The sequence below is a fragment of the Dyadobacter sp. HNCC25DJ183 genome, from assembly GCF_056895175.1.
The window spans coordinates 333,785-352,353 of sequence record NZ_JBXHAP010000005.1; the positions used below are offsets into that span (position 1 = coordinate 333,785).

General features: G+C 46.2%; 12 protein-coding genes. 11 read left to right on the top strand and 1 reads right to left on the bottom strand.

The window, feature by feature from the left end; all coding sequences use genetic code 11:
• The first annotated feature begins 278 nt into the window (after positions 1 to 278).
• The 8 genes from rpoB to AC1XTG_RS14880 all read left to right on the top strand — a co-directional run bounded on the left by rpoB (position 279) and on the right by AC1XTG_RS14880 (position 15,430).
• Positions 279 to 4,145 (top strand): DNA-directed RNA polymerase subunit beta, encoded by a 3,867-nt coding sequence (gene rpoB, locus AC1XTG_RS14845; RefSeq protein WP_056291152.1) that lies wholly within the window; start codon positions 279 to 281, stop codon positions 4,143 to 4,145.
• 77 nt (positions 4,146 to 4,222) lie between these two features.
• Positions 4,223 to 8,545, top strand: coding sequence for a DNA-directed RNA polymerase subunit beta' (gene rpoC, locus AC1XTG_RS14850; protein WP_484842491.1), 4,323 nt, complete (start codon positions 4,223 to 4,225; stop codon positions 8,543 to 8,545).
• Positions 8,546 to 8,668: 123 nt separating this feature from the next.
• Positions 8,669 to 8,995: a DUF3467 domain-containing protein gene (locus AC1XTG_RS14855; RefSeq protein ID WP_056291156.1), complete on the top strand. Its 327-nt coding sequence runs from the start codon at positions 8,669 to 8,671 to the stop codon at positions 8,993 to 8,995.
• A gap of 106 nt (positions 8,996 to 9,101) precedes the next feature.
• The gene (locus AC1XTG_RS14860) at positions 9,102 to 9,563 is read left to right on the top strand and encodes a (2Fe-2S)-binding protein (protein WP_056291158.1); all 462 of its coding nucleotides are present in this window, start codon (positions 9,102 to 9,104) and stop codon (positions 9,561 to 9,563) included.
• Between the two features lie 2 nt (positions 9,564 to 9,565).
• Complete coding sequence (locus AC1XTG_RS14865; protein ID WP_056291160.1) at positions 9,566 to 11,710, top strand: xanthine dehydrogenase family protein molybdopterin-binding subunit; 2,145 nt, start codon at positions 9,566 to 9,568, stop codon at positions 11,708 to 11,710.
• A 124-nt stretch (positions 11,711 to 11,834) separates the two neighbouring features.
• On the top strand, positions 11,835 to 12,806 hold the full coding sequence (locus AC1XTG_RS14870) for a hypothetical protein (RefSeq protein ID WP_056291162.1): 972 nt from the start codon (positions 11,835 to 11,837) through the stop codon (positions 12,804 to 12,806).
• A gap of 43 nt (positions 12,807 to 12,849) precedes the next feature.
• Positions 12,850 to 14,790 (top strand): KUP/HAK/KT family potassium transporter, encoded by a 1,941-nt coding sequence (locus AC1XTG_RS14875; protein ID WP_056291163.1) that lies wholly within the window; start codon positions 12,850 to 12,852, stop codon positions 14,788 to 14,790.
• Between the two features lie 265 nt (positions 14,791 to 15,055).
• A complete protein-coding gene (locus AC1XTG_RS14880) occupies positions 15,056 to 15,430 on the top strand; it encodes a hypothetical protein (protein ID WP_484842492.1) in 375 nt (124 codons plus the stop codon).
• Between the two features lie 90 nt (positions 15,431 to 15,520).
• Here AC1XTG_RS14880 and AC1XTG_RS14885 read toward each other — a convergent pair whose 3' ends face one another.
• On the bottom strand, positions 15,521 to 15,763 hold the full coding sequence (locus AC1XTG_RS14885; RefSeq protein WP_056292306.1) for an immunoglobulin domain-containing protein: 243 nt from the start codon (positions 15,761 to 15,763) through the stop codon (positions 15,521 to 15,523).
• A 221-nt stretch (positions 15,764 to 15,984) separates the two neighbouring features.
• On the opposite strand from AC1XTG_RS14885, the gene AC1XTG_RS14890 reads away from it, so the two are divergent.
• The 3 genes from AC1XTG_RS14890 to AC1XTG_RS14900 all read left to right on the top strand — a co-directional run bounded on the left by AC1XTG_RS14890 (position 15,985) and on the right by AC1XTG_RS14900 (position 18,507).
• A complete protein-coding gene (locus tag AC1XTG_RS14890) occupies positions 15,985 to 16,287 on the top strand; it encodes a hypothetical protein (protein ID WP_484842493.1) in 303 nt (100 codons plus the stop codon).
• Positions 16,288 to 16,384: 97 nt separating this feature from the next.
• Positions 16,385 to 17,605, top strand: coding sequence for a Tm-1-like ATP-binding domain-containing protein (locus AC1XTG_RS14895; protein ID WP_056292301.1), 1,221 nt, complete (start codon positions 16,385 to 16,387; stop codon positions 17,603 to 17,605).
• Between the two features lie 41 nt (positions 17,606 to 17,646).
• The gene (locus AC1XTG_RS14900) at positions 17,647 to 18,507 is read left to right on the top strand and encodes a phosphoenolpyruvate hydrolase family protein (RefSeq protein WP_056292298.1); all 861 of its coding nucleotides are present in this window, start codon (positions 17,647 to 17,649) and stop codon (positions 18,505 to 18,507) included.
• Positions 18,508 to 18,569: the final 62 nt, after the last annotated feature.

Sequence of the window (18,569 nt, forward strand, 5' to 3'; positions counted from 1 at the left end):
CAGGCCTGACAATCGTCAGGTCTTTTCCTATTTTGAGTATATACCAAACGAAAAACTTTTTTTTGACGTTTGGTTTAGAGGTAGCAGCTTTTGCTGTGTATACCTCCATCTTCTCCGATAGTCTGCCCGAAACACTTCTTTACTCGTAGAAAAGATAGAAAAGGGGCCGTTATCTTATTCTCTACGAGGCATTAGATTAGGTTTAAAACTAATTAATACCATGCCCGACACTCAGTTCGACGCACTGGTTTTTCTTCTAACCCAAATCAAACATAGCCTTGGCTACAATTAAAGCAACAACACCTAGAAAGAACTTCTCAAGGATCAATCAGATTATCGATTATCCGGACTTGCTAGGAATCCAGGTACAATCGTTCCGGGATTTCTTCAGTTTGGATACTTCGGTAGAAGATCGTTCTGGAGAAGGATTGTACAAAGTTTTCGCTGAAAACTTTCCTATTGCGGATTCACGCGACAATTTCGTTTTAGAGTTCATTGACTATCTTCTTGAACCACCAAAATACTCTGTTGACGAATCCATTGATCGCGGGCTTACTTATGCAGTGCCCCTTAAAGCAAAGTTACGTTTGATCTGTAACGATGCTGATCATGAAGAATTCGAAACCATTGAACAGGAGGTTTTCCTAGGAAATATCCCTTACATGACCGAAAGAGGTTCATTTGTAATCAATGGTGCTGAGCGCGTTATCGTATCTCAGCTTCACCGTTCGCCAGGGGTGTTCTTCTCTATGAGCAAGCACACAAATGGTTCAAAACTATATTCTGCGCGTATTATTCCGTTCAAAGGATCTTGGATTGAATTCTCGACTGACGTGAATAACGTGATGTATGCTTACATCGACCGTAAGAAGAAGTTCCCGGTTACAACTCTTTTGAGAGCAATTGGATTCGGGTCTGATAAGGACATTCTGGACCTGTTCGGATTGTCTGAAGAAATCAGCGCTACTCCTGCAAACCTCAAGAAAGCAGTAGGCCGCCGCTTGGCTGCAAGGGTTCTTCGTACCTGGACAGAGGATTTCGTAGATGAAGATACTGGTGAAGTAGTTTCCATTCAGCGTAATGAAGTATTGCTGGAACGTGATTCTACTATTTCGGCTGATGATATCGATGTAATCACCGAATCAGGTCAGAAATCAGTTATTCTTCACAAAGAAGATATGAACGTAGCGGATTATAATATCATTTATAATACCCTGCAAAAAGATAGCTCGAACTCTGACAAAGAGGCAGTTGAGCAAATTTACCGCCAATTGCGTAATGCTGAGGCACCGGACGAACAAACTGCTCGCGATGTAATTCAGAGCTTGTTCTTCAGTGACAAACGTTACGACCTTGGTGATGTTGGCCGTTACAGGATCAACAAAAAACTAGGTTCTGACACAAGTCTTGACGTTCGCGTTCTGACAACAGGTGATATCGTTTCCATCGTGAAGTATCTGATCGGTTTGATCAATGCAAAAGCGGTTGTCGATGATATTGACCACTTGTCAAACCGTCGTGTACGTACAGTAGGCGAGCAGCTTTATGCTCAGTTTGGTGTAGGTCTTGCGCGTATGGCGCGTACGATTAAAGAGCGTATGAATGTGCGTGACAATGAAGACTTTAAGCCTGTTGATCTGATCAATGCGCGGACATTGTCTTCTGTTATCAACTCATTCTTTGGTACAAACCAATTGTCACAGTTCATGGATCAAACGAATCCATTGGCTGAGATTACGCATAAGCGTCGTATGTCGGCACTTGGACCTGGTGGTCTTTCCCGTGAAAGAGCCGGTTTCGAGGTTCGTGACGTTCACTACACGCATTACGGTCGTCTGTGTACGATTGAAACTCCGGAAGGACCGAATATCGGTTTGATCTCTTCACTCTGCGTTTTTGCAAAAGTGAATGGAATGGGCTTCATCGAAACTCCTTACCGCGTTATTGACGGCGCAGGTAAGCTGACAGATGAGCTTATCTATATGACTGCCGAGGAAGAAGATTCTAAGTATATCGCACAGGCAAATGCGTCTGTTGATAAAGAAGGAAACTTTACGGTAGAAAAAATCAAGACACGTTTCGAAGGTGACTTCCCGATGGTAGATCCTTCGCAGGCATCTTACATGGACGTTGCTGCGAACCAGATCGTATCTGTAGCCGCTTCGCTGATTCCGTTCCTGGAACACGATGATGCAAACCGTGCATTGATGGGATCTAACATGCAGCGGCAGGGTGTTCCATTATTGCGCCCACAAGCGCCTATAGTTGGAACAGGCCTAGAGAAACGTGTTGCAATGGATTCACGTGCATTGGTTGTTGCAGAAGGCGACGGTGTGATTGAATTTGTTGATGCGAAGAAAATTGTTGTTAAATACGATAGAACAGATGAAGATCGTCTGGTTAGCTTTATCGAGGACAGCGTTTCGTATGATCTGGTAAAATTCCGTCGTACCAACCAGGATACTTGCCTTAACCTGCAACCTATGGTTTTGAAAGGCCAGAAAGTGAAGAAAGGTGAGGCGCTTTGCCAGGGTTATGGTACAGAAGGTGGTGAACTTGCATTAGGCCGCAACCTTTTGGTTGCATTCATGCCTTGGCAGGGATACAACTTTGAGGATGCTATCGTGATTTCTGAGAAAGTTGTTCGCGACGATATCTTTACTTCTATCCACATTGAAGAATTCGAACTTGAAGTTCGTGACACAAAGCGTGGAGAAGAAGAATTAACAGCTGAAATCCCTAACGTAAGTGAGGAGACTGTTAAAAATCTGGATGAAAATGGTATCGTTCAGGTTGGTACCGAGGTTAAAGAAGGTGATATCCTGATTGGCAAGATTACTCCAAAAGGAGAATCCGATCCAACTCCGGAAGAAAAACTACTTCGTGCAATCTTTGGTGATAAGGCTGGTGATGTAAAAGACGCATCTAAGAAAGCGCCGCCATCAATGAAAGGTGTGGTTATCGATACCAAACTTTTCTCCCGCCCAACTAAGGAGGAGCGTGCGAAACATAAAGACGAGCTGCGTCTTTTAATGAAGAAGTATAGCCGTGATCTGACTGCATTGCGCAGCCGCATTATCGACAAGCTTGTTCAATTAACAGATGGCAAAACGACTCAGGGTGTTAAACACAAATTCGGAGATGAGTTGATCAGCAAAGGAATGAAGTTCAACGTGAGAAATATCTCTGAGAACTTGTTCCCAGCGAATAACCCTTACCGCGATGAGAGCCAGTATGCCGTTCCTGAGGAGGTAAACCTTATTGGTGATGTATTAACAGACTCATGGACTGAGGATGCTGATACAAACCGCCAGATTTCTCTTGTTTTGAAAAACTACCTCAATGCAAGAAGTGAAATCATGGGACGCTTCAAACGCGATCGTTTTGCGCTTGAAGTTGGTGATGAATTGCCAGCAGGTATCGTGAAACTTGCGAAGGTTTATATCGCTAAAAAACGCAAGCTGAAAGTTGGAGATAAAATGGCAGGTCGCCACGGTAACAAAGGGGTAGTTGCCCGTATTGTTCGTGATGAGGATATGCCATTCCTTGAAGACGGAACACCGGTTGATATCGTGTTGAACCCACTTGGGGTACCTTCACGTATGAACATCGGTCAGATTTACGAAACCATTCTTGCCTGGGCAGGTCTGAAACTGGGTCGTCGCTATGCAACGCCTATTTTCGACGGAGCAACAGAAGCAGAAGTGGCAGCGGAATTGAAAGAAGCAGGGTTACCTGATTGGGGACGTACTTATCTGTACAATGGTCTTACTGGCGACAAATTCGATCAGCCTGTAACTGTTGGTCTGATGTACATGATGAAACTTGGTCACTTGGTTGATGATAAGATGCACGCCCGTTCTATCGGACCGTACTCTTTGATTACACAACAACCATTGGGTGGTAAAGCACAATTCGGAGGTCAGCGTTTTGGAGAGATGGAAGTGTGGGCTTTGGAAGCATTCGGTGCATCACACATTCTTCAGGAGATCCTTACCGTGAAATCTGATGACGTGGTTGGCCGTGCAAAAGCCTATGAAGCGATCGTGAAAGGTGAGAACCTTCCAAAACCAAATATTCCGGAGTCATTCAACGTACTTGTTCACGAGCTTCGCGGACTAGCATTGGAGATTACACTGGACTAATTTCTAGTCGTGGCGCCGAAAGGCGCCATTAATGAAATCAGATTAGTTTTCGACTAACAGACAAACGACTTTTTATTATGTCTTTCAAAAAGAACAAAAAATTAAATAGTGACTTTTCCAGAATGACCATCAGTCTGGCTTCACCGGAGTCTATCCTTGAGAGCTCTTTCGGTGAAGTAACCCAGCCTGAAACCATCAACTACCGGACTTACAAGCCGGAAATGGGTGGGTTGTTCTGCGAGCGTATTTTCGGGCCTGTGAAGGACTGGGAATGTCACTGCGGAAAATATAAGCGCATTCGCTACAAAGGCATTATTTGCGACCGTTGCGGTGTGGAGGTAACTGAGAAAAAAGTACGTCGTGAACGTATGGGACACATTGAATTGGTGGTTCCGGTAGCACATATCTGGTACTTCCGCTCTTTGCCTAACAAAATCGGTTACTTGCTTGGACTTTCTACCAAGAAGCTTGACCAGATCATTTATTATGAGCGGTATGCAGTTGTTCAGCCAGGTGTTAAAGAAGAAGATGGCGTAGGTTACCTTGACTTCCTTACAGAAGACGAGTACCTCGATATCATCGACAAATTGCCTCGCGAAAATCAATTGCTTCCTGACACAGATCCCAACAAATTCATTGCGAAAATGGGAGCTGATGCATTGGAAATGCTATTGAGCCGCATTAAGTTGGATGAACTTTCATACGAACTCCGTCACCAGGCTGCAACAGATACTTCTCAGCAACGTAAAGCAGAAGCTTTGAAACGCCTGAAAGTAGTTGAAGCTTTCCGTGATGCAAATACACGTATTGAAAACCGTCCTGAATGGATGGTGATCAAAATGGTACCTGTTATTCCACCGGAATTGCGTCCATTGGTACCTCTTGATGGTGGCCGTTTCGCAACTTCGGATTTGAATGACCTTTACCGTCGTGTGATTATCCGTAACAACCGTCTGAAACGTCTGATCGAAATCAAGGCACCTGAGGTGATCTTGCGTAACGAGAAAAGGATGTTGCAAGAAGCGGTAGATTCGCTTTTCGATAACAGCCGTAAAGTGAATGCAGTACGTTCAGAAGGTAACCGTGCATTGAAATCACTTTCAGATATGCTGAAAGGAAAGCAAGGCCGTTTCCGTCAAAACTTGCTCGGTAAGCGTGTCGATTATTCTGGTCGTTCGGTTATCGTAGTAGGACCTGAATTGAAATTGCACGAATGCGGTTTGCCAAAAGATATGGCGGCAGAGCTATTCAAGCCGTTCATTATCCGCAAGCTCATCGAGCGTGGAATTGTTAAAACTGTAAAATCAGCGAAGAAGATTGTGGATCGCAAGGATCCTGTGATCTGGGATATTTTGGAAAACGTTTTGAAAGGACACCCTGTTCTTCTTAACCGTGCTCCGACACTTCACCGTTTGGGTATCCAGGCATTCCAGCCTAAGCTGATCGAAGGGAAAGCGATCCAGCTGCACCCATTGGTTTGTACGGCATTCAACGCTGACTTTGACGGTGACCAGATGGCGGTACACGTACCACTTGGTCAGGAAGCTGTTTTGGAAGCATCAATGCTGATGTTGTCATCGCACAACATTTTGAACCCAGCCAACGGTGCGCCGATTACTGTACCTTCTCAAGACATGGTTTTGGGTCTGTATTATGTAACAAAAGGCCGCGTAAGTACGCCTGAATATCCGATTGTTGGTGAAGGCAAGATTTTCTATGGTCCTGATGAAGTTATCATCGCGATCAATGAAGGCAAGCTTTCAAAACATGCCAATATTAAATGCCGCGTAAGTGTTCGTAATGATGACGGAACTTTCGAGGTTAAATTGATCGATACAGTTGCTGGTCGCTTGTTGTTTAATCAGGCAGTTCCGGCAGAAGTGGGCTATATCAACGAATTGCTGACTAAGAAGAAATTGCAGCAAATCATTGGTTTGGTTTTCAAGCAAGCTGGTGTGGCACGTACCGCTCAGTTCCTGGATGAAATCAAAGAACTTGGTTTCCAAATGGCCTTCAAAGGGGGTTTGTCAATGGGATTGGACGACGTAATGGTTCCGGAAGAAAAAGAGAAGCTGATCGAGCAAGCCAAAGGGGACGTTGAGAACGTTTGGAACAACTACCTGATGGGTCTTATCACCGAGAATGAGCGTTACAACCAGGTTATTGATATCTGGACGCGTGTTAACTCACGGATTACTGAGACTTTGATGAAGCAGCTGGAAACAGACAAAGGCGGATTCAACTCCATTTATATGATGATGCACTCAGGTGCACGTGGTTCGCGCGAGCAGATCCGTCAGCTGGGTGGAATGAGGGGTTTGATGGCGAAACCACAGAAGAACATTGCTGGTGGCGCCGGTGAAATTATTGAAAACCCAATCCTTTCTAACTTTAAAGAAGGTTTGGACGTACTTGAATACTTTATCTCAACCCACGGTGCGCGTAAAGGTTTGGCCGATACTGCATTGAAAACTGCGGATGCTGGTTACCTGACACGTCGTTTGCATGACGTGGCGCAAGATGTGGTTGTAGTTGAAGAAGACTGCGGATCACTTCGTGGTATCGCAATCTCTGCTCTCAAAGACAACGAAGATATCGTTGAGCCACTTTCTGAGCGTATCCTTGGCCGCGTGAGTGTTCATGATGTATTTGACCCATTGTCAAATGAAATGATCCTTGCTTCCGGACAGGAAATTACAGAAGAGATTGCCGCATACATCGACGAAACCAGCATTGAAACAGTAGAAATTCGTTCTGTATTGACTTGCGAAACCCGCAATGGAGTATGTGCGAAATGCTACGGACGTTCATTGGCTTCGGCGCACATGGTGAACATTGGTGAAGCTGTGGGTGTAATTGCATCTCAGTCAATCGGTGAGCCAGGTACGCAGCTGACCCTTCGTACATTCCACGTCGGTGGTACTGCTTCCAACATTTCTGTTGAAGCAAATATCAAGGCGAAGTTTGACGGGGTGATCGGTTTCGAAGATCTTCGTCTTGTACAGTCGGTAAATTCCGAAGGAGATGAGGTAACAGTAGTAATGGGCCGCTCAGGTGAAGTTAAAATTACCAACCCTGAAACCGGACAATTACTGATCTCAAACAACGTACCTTACGGTGCGCACCTGTTGGTCAAAGACGGTGAAAAGGTTTTCAAAGGACAAGAACTTTGTACCTGGGATCCATATCACGCAGTAATTCTTTCTGAATTCACGGGAGCAGTTTCTTTCGATGCAATTGAAGAAGGTATTACATACCGTGAAGAATTTGATGAGCAAACAGGCTTCCAGGAGTCGGTGATCATTGAAACACGTGATAAAACCAAAAACCCGGCTATCGTGGTAAAAGGTAAGTCTACGTTGTTGAAAGATCAGACTGAAAAAGGCTATAACCTTCCTGTTGGAGCACGTTTAGTAGTAAAAGCTGGTACCAACATCAAAGCTGGTCAGCCACTTGCTAAGATCCCGCGTGTTGTTGGTAAAACCCGTGACATTACCGGAGGTCTTCCACGTGTAACTGAGCTTTTTGAAGCACGTAACCCATCTAACCCTGCTACGGTTTCTGAGATCGATGGTGTGGTATCTTATGGTGGTGTTAAGCGTGGTAACCGCGAAATCCATATTGAATCAAAAGACGGAACGCAGCGTCGCTACATGGTGGCACTTTCGAAACACATTCTTGTTCAGGATGGTGACTTCGTAAGAGCTGGTGATCCGCTTTCTGATGGAGCGATTACACCTGCGGATATCCTTTCTATCAAAGGACCGACCGCAGTTCAGGAATATCTGGTAAATGAAATTCAGGAAGTATACCGTCTGCAAGGTGTGAAGATCAACGATAAGCATATCGAATGTATCGTACGCCAGATGATGCAGAAAGTGGAGATCCTGGATGCAGGTGATACCAACTTCCTTGAAATGCAGCCGGTTGACCGCGTTCTGTTCCGCGAAGAAAATGATAAGATCCTGGATCTGAAAGTGGTAGAGGATGCTGGTAGCTCCGAAACATTGAAACCAGGTATGATCGTTTCTGTTCGCCGCCTGCGTGACGAAAATTCAAGCTTGAAACGCCGCGACCTTAAACTGGTTACTGCGCGTGATGCGCAGGCAGCTGTGGCGAAACCTACTTTGATGGGTATCACACAAGCTTCATTGGGTACTGAAAGTTTCGTTTCTGCGGCTTCATTCCAGGAAACAACCAAAGTATTGAGCGAAGCAGCTGTTCGTGGAAAACGCGACGAACTGAAAGGCTTGAAAGAAAACGTGATCGTAGGTCACTTGATCCCAGCCGGAACAGGAATGCGTCAATACGAAAGCCTGATCGTTGGATCAAAAGAAGAATTCGATGCATTGACCGATTCCCGTGACAGACAGTCGCGTAAGAAAAAAGAATTGGCATAGTATAGTAAATCAGGTAAAAGGCCGGCCCGCAGCAATGTGAGCCGGCCTTTTTGCTTTTGGTAGCTGCAATTTTTTAGTAATTTCCATGATCCATTCTAGCTCCGGCTGTATCAAAACCAACCAATGAAAGAAGAAAAGGAAAGCGAACAACAAATCAATGTAGAATTGTCTGAGGAAATGGCTGAGGGTGTTTACTCCAATCTTGCAATGATAGCACATTCAAACAGCGAATTTATCCTGGACTTCATCCGGCTGATGCCAGGTGTGCCAAGAGCCAAGGTAAAAGCGAGGATTATCGTCACACCCGAACACGCCAAGCGTTTAGTGGCCGCATTGAAAGATAATATACAGAAATACGAGGATCAATATGGTCCTATCCCAAGCTCGCAGGACAATGATCCGACCTTTAACTTCCCTATCAGCTTCGGAGGTCCGGGAGGCGAAGCGTGATTATCGTCGCCAGATAAAATGTTAATAGCCAGTATCTTTTTGGGATTTTTTGTAATTTCGGAAAGTTCGCTGCTCAGTGAGCTTTGTAAGACTCAACCTATTCACCATGGCTTTATTCAAACTTTCAATTAACAACCGCACCGTCGAGGCGGATGTGGAGCAGGACACTCCGCTTCTCTGGGTATTGCGGGACAACCTCGGATTGGTTGGTACAAAATACGGCTGCGGGATCGCCCAATGCGGCGCATGTACCGTACACCTGGACGGTAAGGCTGTAAGATCCTGCGTCCTTCCCGTATCAGCAGTCGGAAAGTCCAAAGTGACAACAATCGAAGGACTCTCTGAAAAAGGCGATCATCCTGTTCAAAAAGCTTGGGACGAAGTGGATGTGGCGCAATGCGGCTATTGCCAGGCTGGACAGATTATGACAGCCGCAGCTCTTTTGAAGGCAAAACCAAAGCCAACCGACGAAGAAATCGTAGCAACCATGAGCGGCAATTTGTGCCGTTGCGGTACCTACCACCGCATTAAGGAAGCAGTGAAAGTAGCAGCCTCTAAATCCAATTAATCATGAAGACACTAGATCAGACTTCCCGGCGTGATTTTATGAAAGTCGCGGCGGCAGCAGGTGGCGGATTGTTCCTGGGATTCAGTTGGTCCAACTCCAATGCACTTCCAGTGGTTGTTGATGCAAAATCCATTGCAGCCGGCACGATCAATTTCAATGCATATCTTTCAATCGGGACTGACGATATTATTACCATTGTTTCGCCCAATCCGGAAATTGGCCAGGGAATTAAAACCGCATTTCCGATGGTCGTGGCCGAAGAACTGGACGCCGATTGGAAGCAGGTAAAAACGGTACAAGGGAATTTAGATACAAATATTTTCGAAAGGCAGCTCACCGGAGGAAGTGGCGCAGTACCTCACTCGTGGGACAGATTGCGTAAAGCGGGTGCTACTGCGAGGTATATGCTTGTGGAAGCGGCCGCTTCGACCTGGAAAGTGCCCGCTGCGGAATGTACAACCGAGAATGGAAAAGTTTTGCATAAAGCTTCCGGCAAATCACTGACTTACGGTCAGCTTGCAGAAGCCGCATCCAAGCTTGAAGCACCCAAAGAGGTTCAATTAAAAGACGAAAAGAACTTCAAACTGATCGGCCAATCCGTCAGGAATGTTGATAATAACAATATCGCAACAGGCAAGCCGCTTTTCGGCCTCGATTTTTATCGGGAAGGAATGTTGTTTGCGCTGGTTCAGCGGCCCAAAGCTTTTGGGTTAAAACTGAAATCGGTTAATGCAGATGCGGCGAAGAAAATGCCGGGAATCGTCGACGTAGTTACGTTTGAAAACAGCGTCGCCGTAGTTGGTAAGTCTACCTGGCAGGTGAAAAAGGCCCGCGAAGCTTTGAAGATCGAGTATGAAAAAGCGGCTGATCTGGAAAGCTCTGCCGATCATAACCGGATCTTCTCACAATTGATGGACAATGGAGAAGCGACTGTCCGGAGAAAAAACGGGGATGTAGAAGCTGCATTCAAGGGTGCTGCCAAGGTAATCAAGGCGGAGTACCAATGCCCGTTCCTGCCGCACAGCCCGCTTGAACCTATGAATTTCTTCGCACACGTGCGTGAAGATGGCGTTGAGCTGGTTGGTCCGACCCAAACACCCGATCGCGCCCGAGCAGAGGTAGCAAAACTTACGGGAATCGCGCCCGAAAAGATATCGGTTGAAATCACGCGCCAGGGCGGAGGTTTCGGAAGAAGGCTTGCGGCAGATTATGTAATTGAAGCAGCACACGTGTCCAAGCTGGTAAAAGCACCGGTTAAAGTGATCTGGACGCGGGAAGATGATATGACAGGCGGCATTTACCGGCCGGCAGTAAGATACCGTTTTGAAGCTGCATTGGACAAGAATGGTGAAATGATCGGATACAAGCTTCGCGGAGTAGGTATCAACTCGGGTAACCCGACCAGGGAAGATAATTTTCCTTCCGGCTCCGTGGATAACCTGCTGATCGATTCGGTTGAACATAAATCACCGATCACAACCGGGCCGTGGAGAGCGCCGATTACCAACTTCCTGGCTTATGCAGAGCAATCGTTTATAGACGAAGTAGCCGAGGCTGCTGGCAAAGATCCTGTTGCATTCAGACTTGCGCTTCTTGAGAAAGCCAAAAAATCACCTGCCGGTGAAGTGAAATACGATGTTGACAGAATGATTGGCGTAATTAAGCTGGCAGCTGAAAAAAGTAACTGGGGTAAAAAGAATGGAGTTCATCAGGGTTTCAGCGTCTATTTCTCGCACCGGTCTTATGTGGCCCAGGTGGGCGAAGTAGTAGTTGAAAAAGGCAAGCCGGTTCTGAAAAACGTGATTGCTGCTGTGGATTGCGGCATTGTAATCAATAAAAGCGGCTCACTGCAGCAAGTACGGGGCGGTGTTGTCGATGGACTAGGACACGCGATGTACGGAAATATGACTTTCAAGGACGGAACGCCGGACCAAAGCAATTTTAATGGTTTCAGACTGATCCGCATGAATGAGATTCCGGAAGTGGAAGTTCATTTTGTAGAGAATGGGATATCTCCGACCGGTCTCGGCGAACCTGCATTGCCACCTACCGGCGGCGCAGCAGCCAACGCATTTTATAAAGCAACCAAGCAGCGCCTGAGAAATCAGCCGTTTATCAACGAAGAAGCTTTTAAGGGAATATCGTAAGATTGTTAACGATAATTTGAAAAGACAGTAAGAAGAAATGTAACATTGCATTTCTATCTTACTGTCTTTTTTTACAACTCCATTTTTCCGCTGATACTTATAAATTCAGTACTGTTAAAACTCAATGAAAAACCTAATTGTAGTGTCGGTCGCATTCATTTGTATGTGCGTGAGCGCGTTCAAAGTAGCGGATTATCCGGGTACCGAAATATCGAATGGAATTGTTCAGGCTAAATTGTACCTGCCCGACAGCAAAACGGGTTACTATCGTGGAAAGCGGTTTGACTGGGCCGGCGTAATTCACAGTCTGGAATATAAAGGGCATTCCTACTTCGGCAAATGGAACCAGGCTCCTTACGATCCGGAGCTGCACGACGCGATTATGGGTCCGGTAGAAGAATTTGTTGCCCTGGATTTCGATGAGGTTAAGCCAGGAGATACTTTCGTGAAAATAGGTGTGGGCACATTGGTGAAGCCCGACGATAAAAAGTATGCGTTTGCAACTAATTATAAACTTGAAAACGGAGGTAAATGGACAGTGAAGAAGGGAAAAGATCAGGTAGCATTTACCCATGAGCTAAAAGATAAATCCGGGTACGGATATGTTTATACGAAAACAGTGCGACTCGTGCCTGGCAAGCCCGGGCTGGTGCTGGAACACAACCTCAAAAACACGGGAACAAAGGCAATCGCCACAAGCACTTACAATCATAATTTTTTCATGATTGACAATGAGCGCTCCAATGAAAATATCAGGATCGTTTTTCCGTTTGATGTATCCGGTGAGGGCAGCGGATTTGGCAGTATCATCAATGCAAAAGGAAAACAACTTACTTATGCAAGAGAAGTAAAGCCAGGCGACCAGGTATTCAGCAGTGGTTTGACAGGTTTTGGAACTTCGGCAAAAGACTACGATATCCGCATTGAAAATACCAAAAGCCGGGCCGGGGTCAGAATAACCTGTGATAAACCCCTCGAAAAGCTTGTTTACTGGGCTTGTCCCACTACCTCTTGTCCGGAGCCTTACATCCGCATTGCTGCGGAGCCGGGCAAAGAAGTTAGCTGGAAAGTCAATTATGAATTTTATACACTTTAAAATGTTTGAGGATTGTTATAATCCTCATTTTTTGTAAAAACCAATGGGTTCTCATAAGCATCTTGACAAAGCCTCTGCAGCGGGGTTACTGGTCGCATTAGGGATTATTTTCGGAGATATAGGCACATCGCCATTGTACGTAATGCAGGCGATTATCGGTACAAGCGCAATCTCTGATGAAGTGGTGTATGGAGCAGTATCCTGTATTTTCTGGACGCTTACTTTACAAACGACGGTGAAGTACGTGATCCTGATCCTGCGGGCCGACAATAAAGGAGAAGGCGGAATTCTGGCACTGTTTGCATTGGTAAGGAAAAATGCCTCCTGGCTGGCTGTTCCTGCAATTATTGGTGCCAGTACCTTGCTTGCAGACGGTATTATAACGCCGCCCATTTCGGTTTCTTCTGCGGTGGAGGGTCTGCGGATACTTTATCCGGATATTCAAACAATCCCCATCGTAATCGGGATACTTACCTTGCTCTTTATCATTCAGATATTCGGTACCACCATTGTGGGGCGCGCATTTGGTCCCGTCATGCTGATCTGGTTCCTGATGCTGGCGGTACTGGGCCTTTCGCAGGTGATCGATCACATGGAGATCCTTAAATCGCTTAATCCTTATTACGGTTATCAGCTGCTCGCCAATCATCCCGGCGGCTTCTGGATGCTGGGCGCAGTATTTCTTTGTACAACGGGCGCCGAAGCCCTATACAGTGACTTGGGGCATTGCGGAAGGGGAAATATCCGGATCAGCTGGATTTTTGTTAAAACCTGTTTGATCCTTAACTACTTCGGTCAGGGCGCCTGGCTCATTGTCCATTCCGGCGATTACCTTAACGGACGCAAGCCGTTTTTTGCGATGATGCCTGAATGGTGGCTGCTGCCGGGCATTGCGATAGCCACAATGGCTACTATCATCGCCAGCCAGGCTTTGATCAGCGGATCGTTTACATTGATTTCAGAAGCGATCCGGCTTAACTTCTGGCCAAAGGTGCGGTTGATTTATCCGAGCGATCAAAAAGGACAGCTCTACGTACCAAGCGTAAACTGGCTCCTGTGGGCTGGCTGCGTTGGCATTGTGCTTTATTTCAAAGAATCGTCGCACATGGAAGCGGCATATGGTCTGGCTATCACGCTCACGATGATCATGACCACCATTCTGATGTCGGTTTACCTCTATGTGCATAAGGTACAAAAATGGCTGCTCGCCGTGTTCCTGATCGTGTACCTTGCTATTGAAGGCTCGTTCCTGGCCGCCAATCTTTTGAAATTCATGCATGGAGGCTGGGTTTCGTTGTTACTTGCCAGCGTGATCGCATTTGTAATTACAGTTTGGTTAAAAGCATATTACATCAAACTGAGGTTGACTGAATTTGATAATCTTGAAAAATACATCAGTCCGCTCCGCGAGCTGAGCAATGATATCAGTATTCCCAAGTACTCGACGCACCTTATTTTCATGTCCAATGCGTCACACGAATCGGAGATCGAGACCAAGATCATTTACTCGATTTTTTACAAACGTCCGAAGCGGGCCGATATCTACTGGTTTGTGCACGTGGAAACCACTGACGAACCTTACACAATGGATTATCACGTGAATATCCTGGCTGAGGACGACGTGATTAAAGTTACATTCCGCCTTGGTTTCAGGATTGAGCAGCGTATTAATCTGTTTTTCAGGAAAGTGGTAGAGGATATGGTGATGAATAAAGAAGTGGATATAACCAGCCGCTACGAATCGCTCAACAGGCAGAATATTACAGGCGATTTCAGGTTTGTTGTACTGGAACGGTATCTTTCCCTCGAAAACAACCTGCCTTTCCGGGAAGAGCTGATCATGAAAATCTACTTTGCTATCAAAGGAATAACTACCTCCGAGGACAAGTGGTTTGGACTGGACAGCAGTGCTGTGAAAGTGGAAAAGGTACCGCTTGTTTTGACGCCAAGCGAGAAAATCAGAATGCGCCGGGTTTATAACTAGCGCTGCGAAATATTTCTAAACAGGTAAACAATTCATTTTTAAAGCGATAGCAGGTTTAATGGGTATTTGAATGCGCAATTTGTGGATAAGTGCCTTAACAACAGTTAAGTAAGCAAATATCACTCTGGTTAACTTATCAGGGCTTACTCATTTTTATTCAATAAAAAATTGAAATAAGTAAACTCCTGTTGACTTGATTTTCGTCGCTGGAATGCTTTTGTTAGTTACAATAACATCACTGTAACCAACTAAAAACCAGACGAAAATGAAAAAGATCATAACCATGGCATTCGGCGCTTTGCTTGCGGCAGCAGGAATGGTGAGCGCACAAACGACCACAACTCCGGGTACTTCGGTACCTCAGACCGTACCGACGCAGGACCCGGCTACAACTACGCCGGCAACTGAAAAGAAGACGGATTTCAATGCGCCGCAATCACCAACAAGACCTGCGACAATCCCTTCCGAGGATACATTGATCAAAGGACAATCCAGTTCCGGCGCGGTTATAAAAGACACATTAATGCCTTCATCGAACAGGAAAGAAGACCGGATGAACCGCAGAAAAAACAGGAAAGGAACAGTTGAAACAGGCGATACTACTTCAACCAGTGGTTCCGGCCCGGCAAGAAAGCAGTAATTAAGCGCATCATACAACAAAAAATCCCGGAAGCAATTCCGGGATTTTTTGTTTAAATCATAGTGTGTTTGATTCAAATGCATGATGTCATTAATCAGTTGGCGATGCCAGTTCCAGATCGTCCTGCCAAAACGGTTGCGTTACCACCGTTTTGTTTTCATTTACCCACGTACACCACACTTTCCCGCTATAAGCCCGCCTGGCAACCGGAGTTGAATGACTTCCGTTTGCATGTTGTACCGTTTCCACGATCTGATATTCATCTACCCGCATTACCCTCGATCCATTCTTTTCTTTCACCCAATCGCCTTTAACAAAATTTAGCGTCACCATCCGTAGTTCTTTTTATAACGTAGTACGAGCCAGCTTCAAATCTCGTGCCATGCTAAATGTTAATTTTTCCAGCTATAAGTGTGAATAAACATAGTTTGAATATTGCGTGTAGAACTATTTCAATAATCGTCACATTGCCGTAAACCGTAATGGGTATTTGCCTCGTATATAGCTTAACTAATAACATATACATCCCTGTATCGATCAAATCTACCTCACTCATGAAAAATCGTAAACGCGCTGTTATGTCGCTTAACAACGACACATTTAAGCATTACCTCCTGCTTCGCTATGTTAACAACTCCACAGATCCTAAATGGAAGCAGCTCACATTTGTCTCGCAGGAGAACATCAGTGCCGAAGTATGGCTGCAATTATACAACTACGCAAAGGCGGATGTAGAAAGCCATGGCGGACACCTGACCGGCTACGAAGTGGTGAATGAACGCATTGTAAAACACGACGGTATCAGCACAGACTACTGGCCTGCAAACTGGATGTGGGTAATTTCAAAGCACAGCTGATGAAAGAGAAATTTTTACGATAATTTTAAAGGGCGGACTCGGTTCCGCCCTTTCTTTGTTTTAGCACAGGTTTATCTGCCGGAACCAGCAACATTTCATGACTGACAAATCCATCTTAATTATCGGTTGCTTCGACACCAAGGGTGAAGCTTTTTCTTACCTCAGAGAATGCATTATAAATCTGGGTGAAACGGTGATAACAATTGATACCGGAGTGCTTGCTGCATTGCCCGCTTTTCCGGTAGATTTTACAGCCGCCCAGGTCGTTGCCGAAGCAGGAGCAACCATTGAAGCGCTGCGTACAAGGCGCGACAGGGGTTATGCAATGGATGTAATGGGCCGGGGCGCAGCACGCGTCGTGCGCCAATTGGTTGAAAGTGGCCGGATCAAAGGTGCAATCGGAATGGGCGGCGGCGGCGGCACTTACATTACCCTGTCAGCCATGCAGGAAATCCCGCTCGGAATTCCCAAGTTGTGCCTCAGTACGCTGGCAACAAAAGACCTTACAAGGCAGATTGGTCATAAAGATATTACGCTGATGCCGTCCATTGTTGATGTGGCAGGCTTGAACAGCATACTCCGGCTGCTGATTACCCAGGCTGCGGGCGCTATCTGCGCCATGGCAGCTTCGGCGCAACTGGCCGGGGTGAGTGCGAGGGGAAGTATCGCGGTGAGCATGTTTGGGAACACAACGCCGTGCGTAGACCAATGTACGGCGCTGCTTCGGGAGAAAGGATATGAAGTTCTTGCTTTTCATGCCAATGGAGTGGGGGGAAAAGCAATGGAAGCTTTGATCCGGGAAGGCTGTTTTGAAGCGGTGCTCGACATTACTACTACCGAGCTGGCAGATAACCTCTGTGACGGAATATGCAGCGCAGGTCCTGCTCGTCTTACTGCTGCCAGTGAGCTGGGTATCCCGCAGATTGTAGTTCCGGGTTGCCTCGATATGGTTAATTTCGCACATTTGGATTCTGTTCCTGAAAAGTATCAGGACAGAAAGCTGTACAGCTGGGCGCCTGATGTAACGTTAATGCGGACCAATGCGAAAGAAAACGCACTGCTGGGGAAAGAAATCGCTGAGAAGATCAATGCAGCCGGCGGTCCGGTGCAGTTTGTATTTCCATTGCAAGGTATCTCGCAGGTAGATAGCGGAGGAGGCATTTTCCATGACCCGGAAGCAGATCTTGCCCTGCTTGAATCAGTGGAAAAACACATCGGCTCGAAAGAACAAATTATACAATGCGATATGCACATCAATGATGCGGCATTTGCCGAAGTATTGGTAACCCGGCTTTTGGCGCTGCTCAACCAGAAATAGCATACATACCGATTTTCATTTTTATAACTCATTATTATACTATGCCAAATCCGTGGACAGGTAAGGGAAATCCTTACACCAAACAGGAGGTCAACGAGCGCCTGCGGGCTACTGTCAACCAGAAAAAAGCCATTATCGCTGCCGGTGCCGGTACCGGGATCAGTGCGAAGTTTATTGAAAAAGGAGGTGCCGATCTGATCATTATCTATAACTCGGGCCGGTTCAGAATGGCAGGGCACGGCTCTACCGCCGGGTTAATGGCGTATGGTGATGCCAATGCAGTGGCAATGGAGATTGGCGAGTTTGAAGTACTGCCGGTAGTAGAGGAAGTGCCTGTCATTTGCGGCGTGCACGGTTCTGATCCGCGACGGAGAATGTGGCACCATTTGCTGAAAGTAAAGGAAATGGGATTTTCAGGTGTAAATAACTTTCCCACTCACTCGATTGTAGACGGGCATTTCAGGCAAGTGCTGGAAGAAACGGGAATGGGTTTCGAGAAAGAAGTCGAAATGATCCGGCTTGCTACCAAAATGGATCTTTTCTCCATTGTCTACGTAGCCAAGCCCGAAGAAGCCCGGCAAATGGCTGAGGCCGGCGCAGACGCGATTATCGCACACGTGGGGACAACCGTAGGAGGGTCGATTGGTGTGGTCAATGCATCAGTTTCAATGGACCAGGCTGTGGAAGCAACACAGGCGATCATGGAAGCGGGCAAAGAAGTAAACCCTGATTTGTTCTTTCTTGCCCACGGCGGACCGGTTAATACGCCCGAGGATGTGAGGGTAATCTTAGAGAAAACAGATGTCCACGGTTTCGTAGGTGCGTCGTCGCTGGAAAGAATGGGCGTGGAGCAGTCACTTACCGACCTGACGCGCAATTTTAAATCACTTACCCTGCGGTAAACAGCCTTAAACAGGCAGTCCGGAAGCAGTATTTTAAATGCAAGCTTCCGGATTTTATTTAT

What these genes read in the sequence shown, in the direction of transcription:
- rpoC (WP_484842491.1), top strand. Translation starts at nt 4,223, where the DNA reads ATGTCTTTCAAAAAGAACAAAAAATTAAATAGTGACTTTTCCAGAATG.
- AC1XTG_RS14855 (WP_056291156.1), top strand. Translation starts at nt 8,669, where the DNA reads ATGAAAGAAGAAAAGGAAAGCGAACAACAAATCAATGTAGAATTGTCT.
- AC1XTG_RS14860 (WP_056291158.1), top strand. Translation starts at nt 9,102, where the DNA reads ATGGCTTTATTCAAACTTTCAATTAACAACCGCACCGTCGAGGCGGAT.
- AC1XTG_RS14865 (WP_056291160.1), top strand. Translation starts at nt 9,566, where the DNA reads ATGAAGACACTAGATCAGACTTCCCGGCGTGATTTTATGAAAGTCGCG.
- AC1XTG_RS14870 (WP_056291162.1), top strand. Translation starts at nt 11,835, where the DNA reads ATGAAAAACCTAATTGTAGTGTCGGTCGCATTCATTTGTATGTGCGTG.
- AC1XTG_RS14875 (WP_056291163.1), top strand. Translation starts at nt 12,850, where the DNA reads ATGGGTTCTCATAAGCATCTTGACAAAGCCTCTGCAGCGGGGTTACTG.
- AC1XTG_RS14880 (WP_484842492.1), top strand. Translation starts at nt 15,056, where the DNA reads ATGAAAAAGATCATAACCATGGCATTCGGCGCTTTGCTTGCGGCAGCA.
- AC1XTG_RS14885 (WP_056292306.1), bottom strand. Translation starts at nt 15,763, where the DNA reads ATGGTGACGCTAAATTTTGTTAAAGGCGATTGGGTGAAAGAAAAGAAT.
- AC1XTG_RS14890 (WP_484842493.1), top strand. Translation starts at nt 15,985, where the DNA reads ATGAAAAATCGTAAACGCGCTGTTATGTCGCTTAACAACGACACATTT.
- AC1XTG_RS14895 (WP_056292301.1), top strand. Translation starts at nt 16,385, where the DNA reads ATGACTGACAAATCCATCTTAATTATCGGTTGCTTCGACACCAAGGGT.
- AC1XTG_RS14900 (WP_056292298.1), top strand. Translation starts at nt 17,647, where the DNA reads ATGCCAAATCCGTGGACAGGTAAGGGAAATCCTTACACCAAACAGGAG.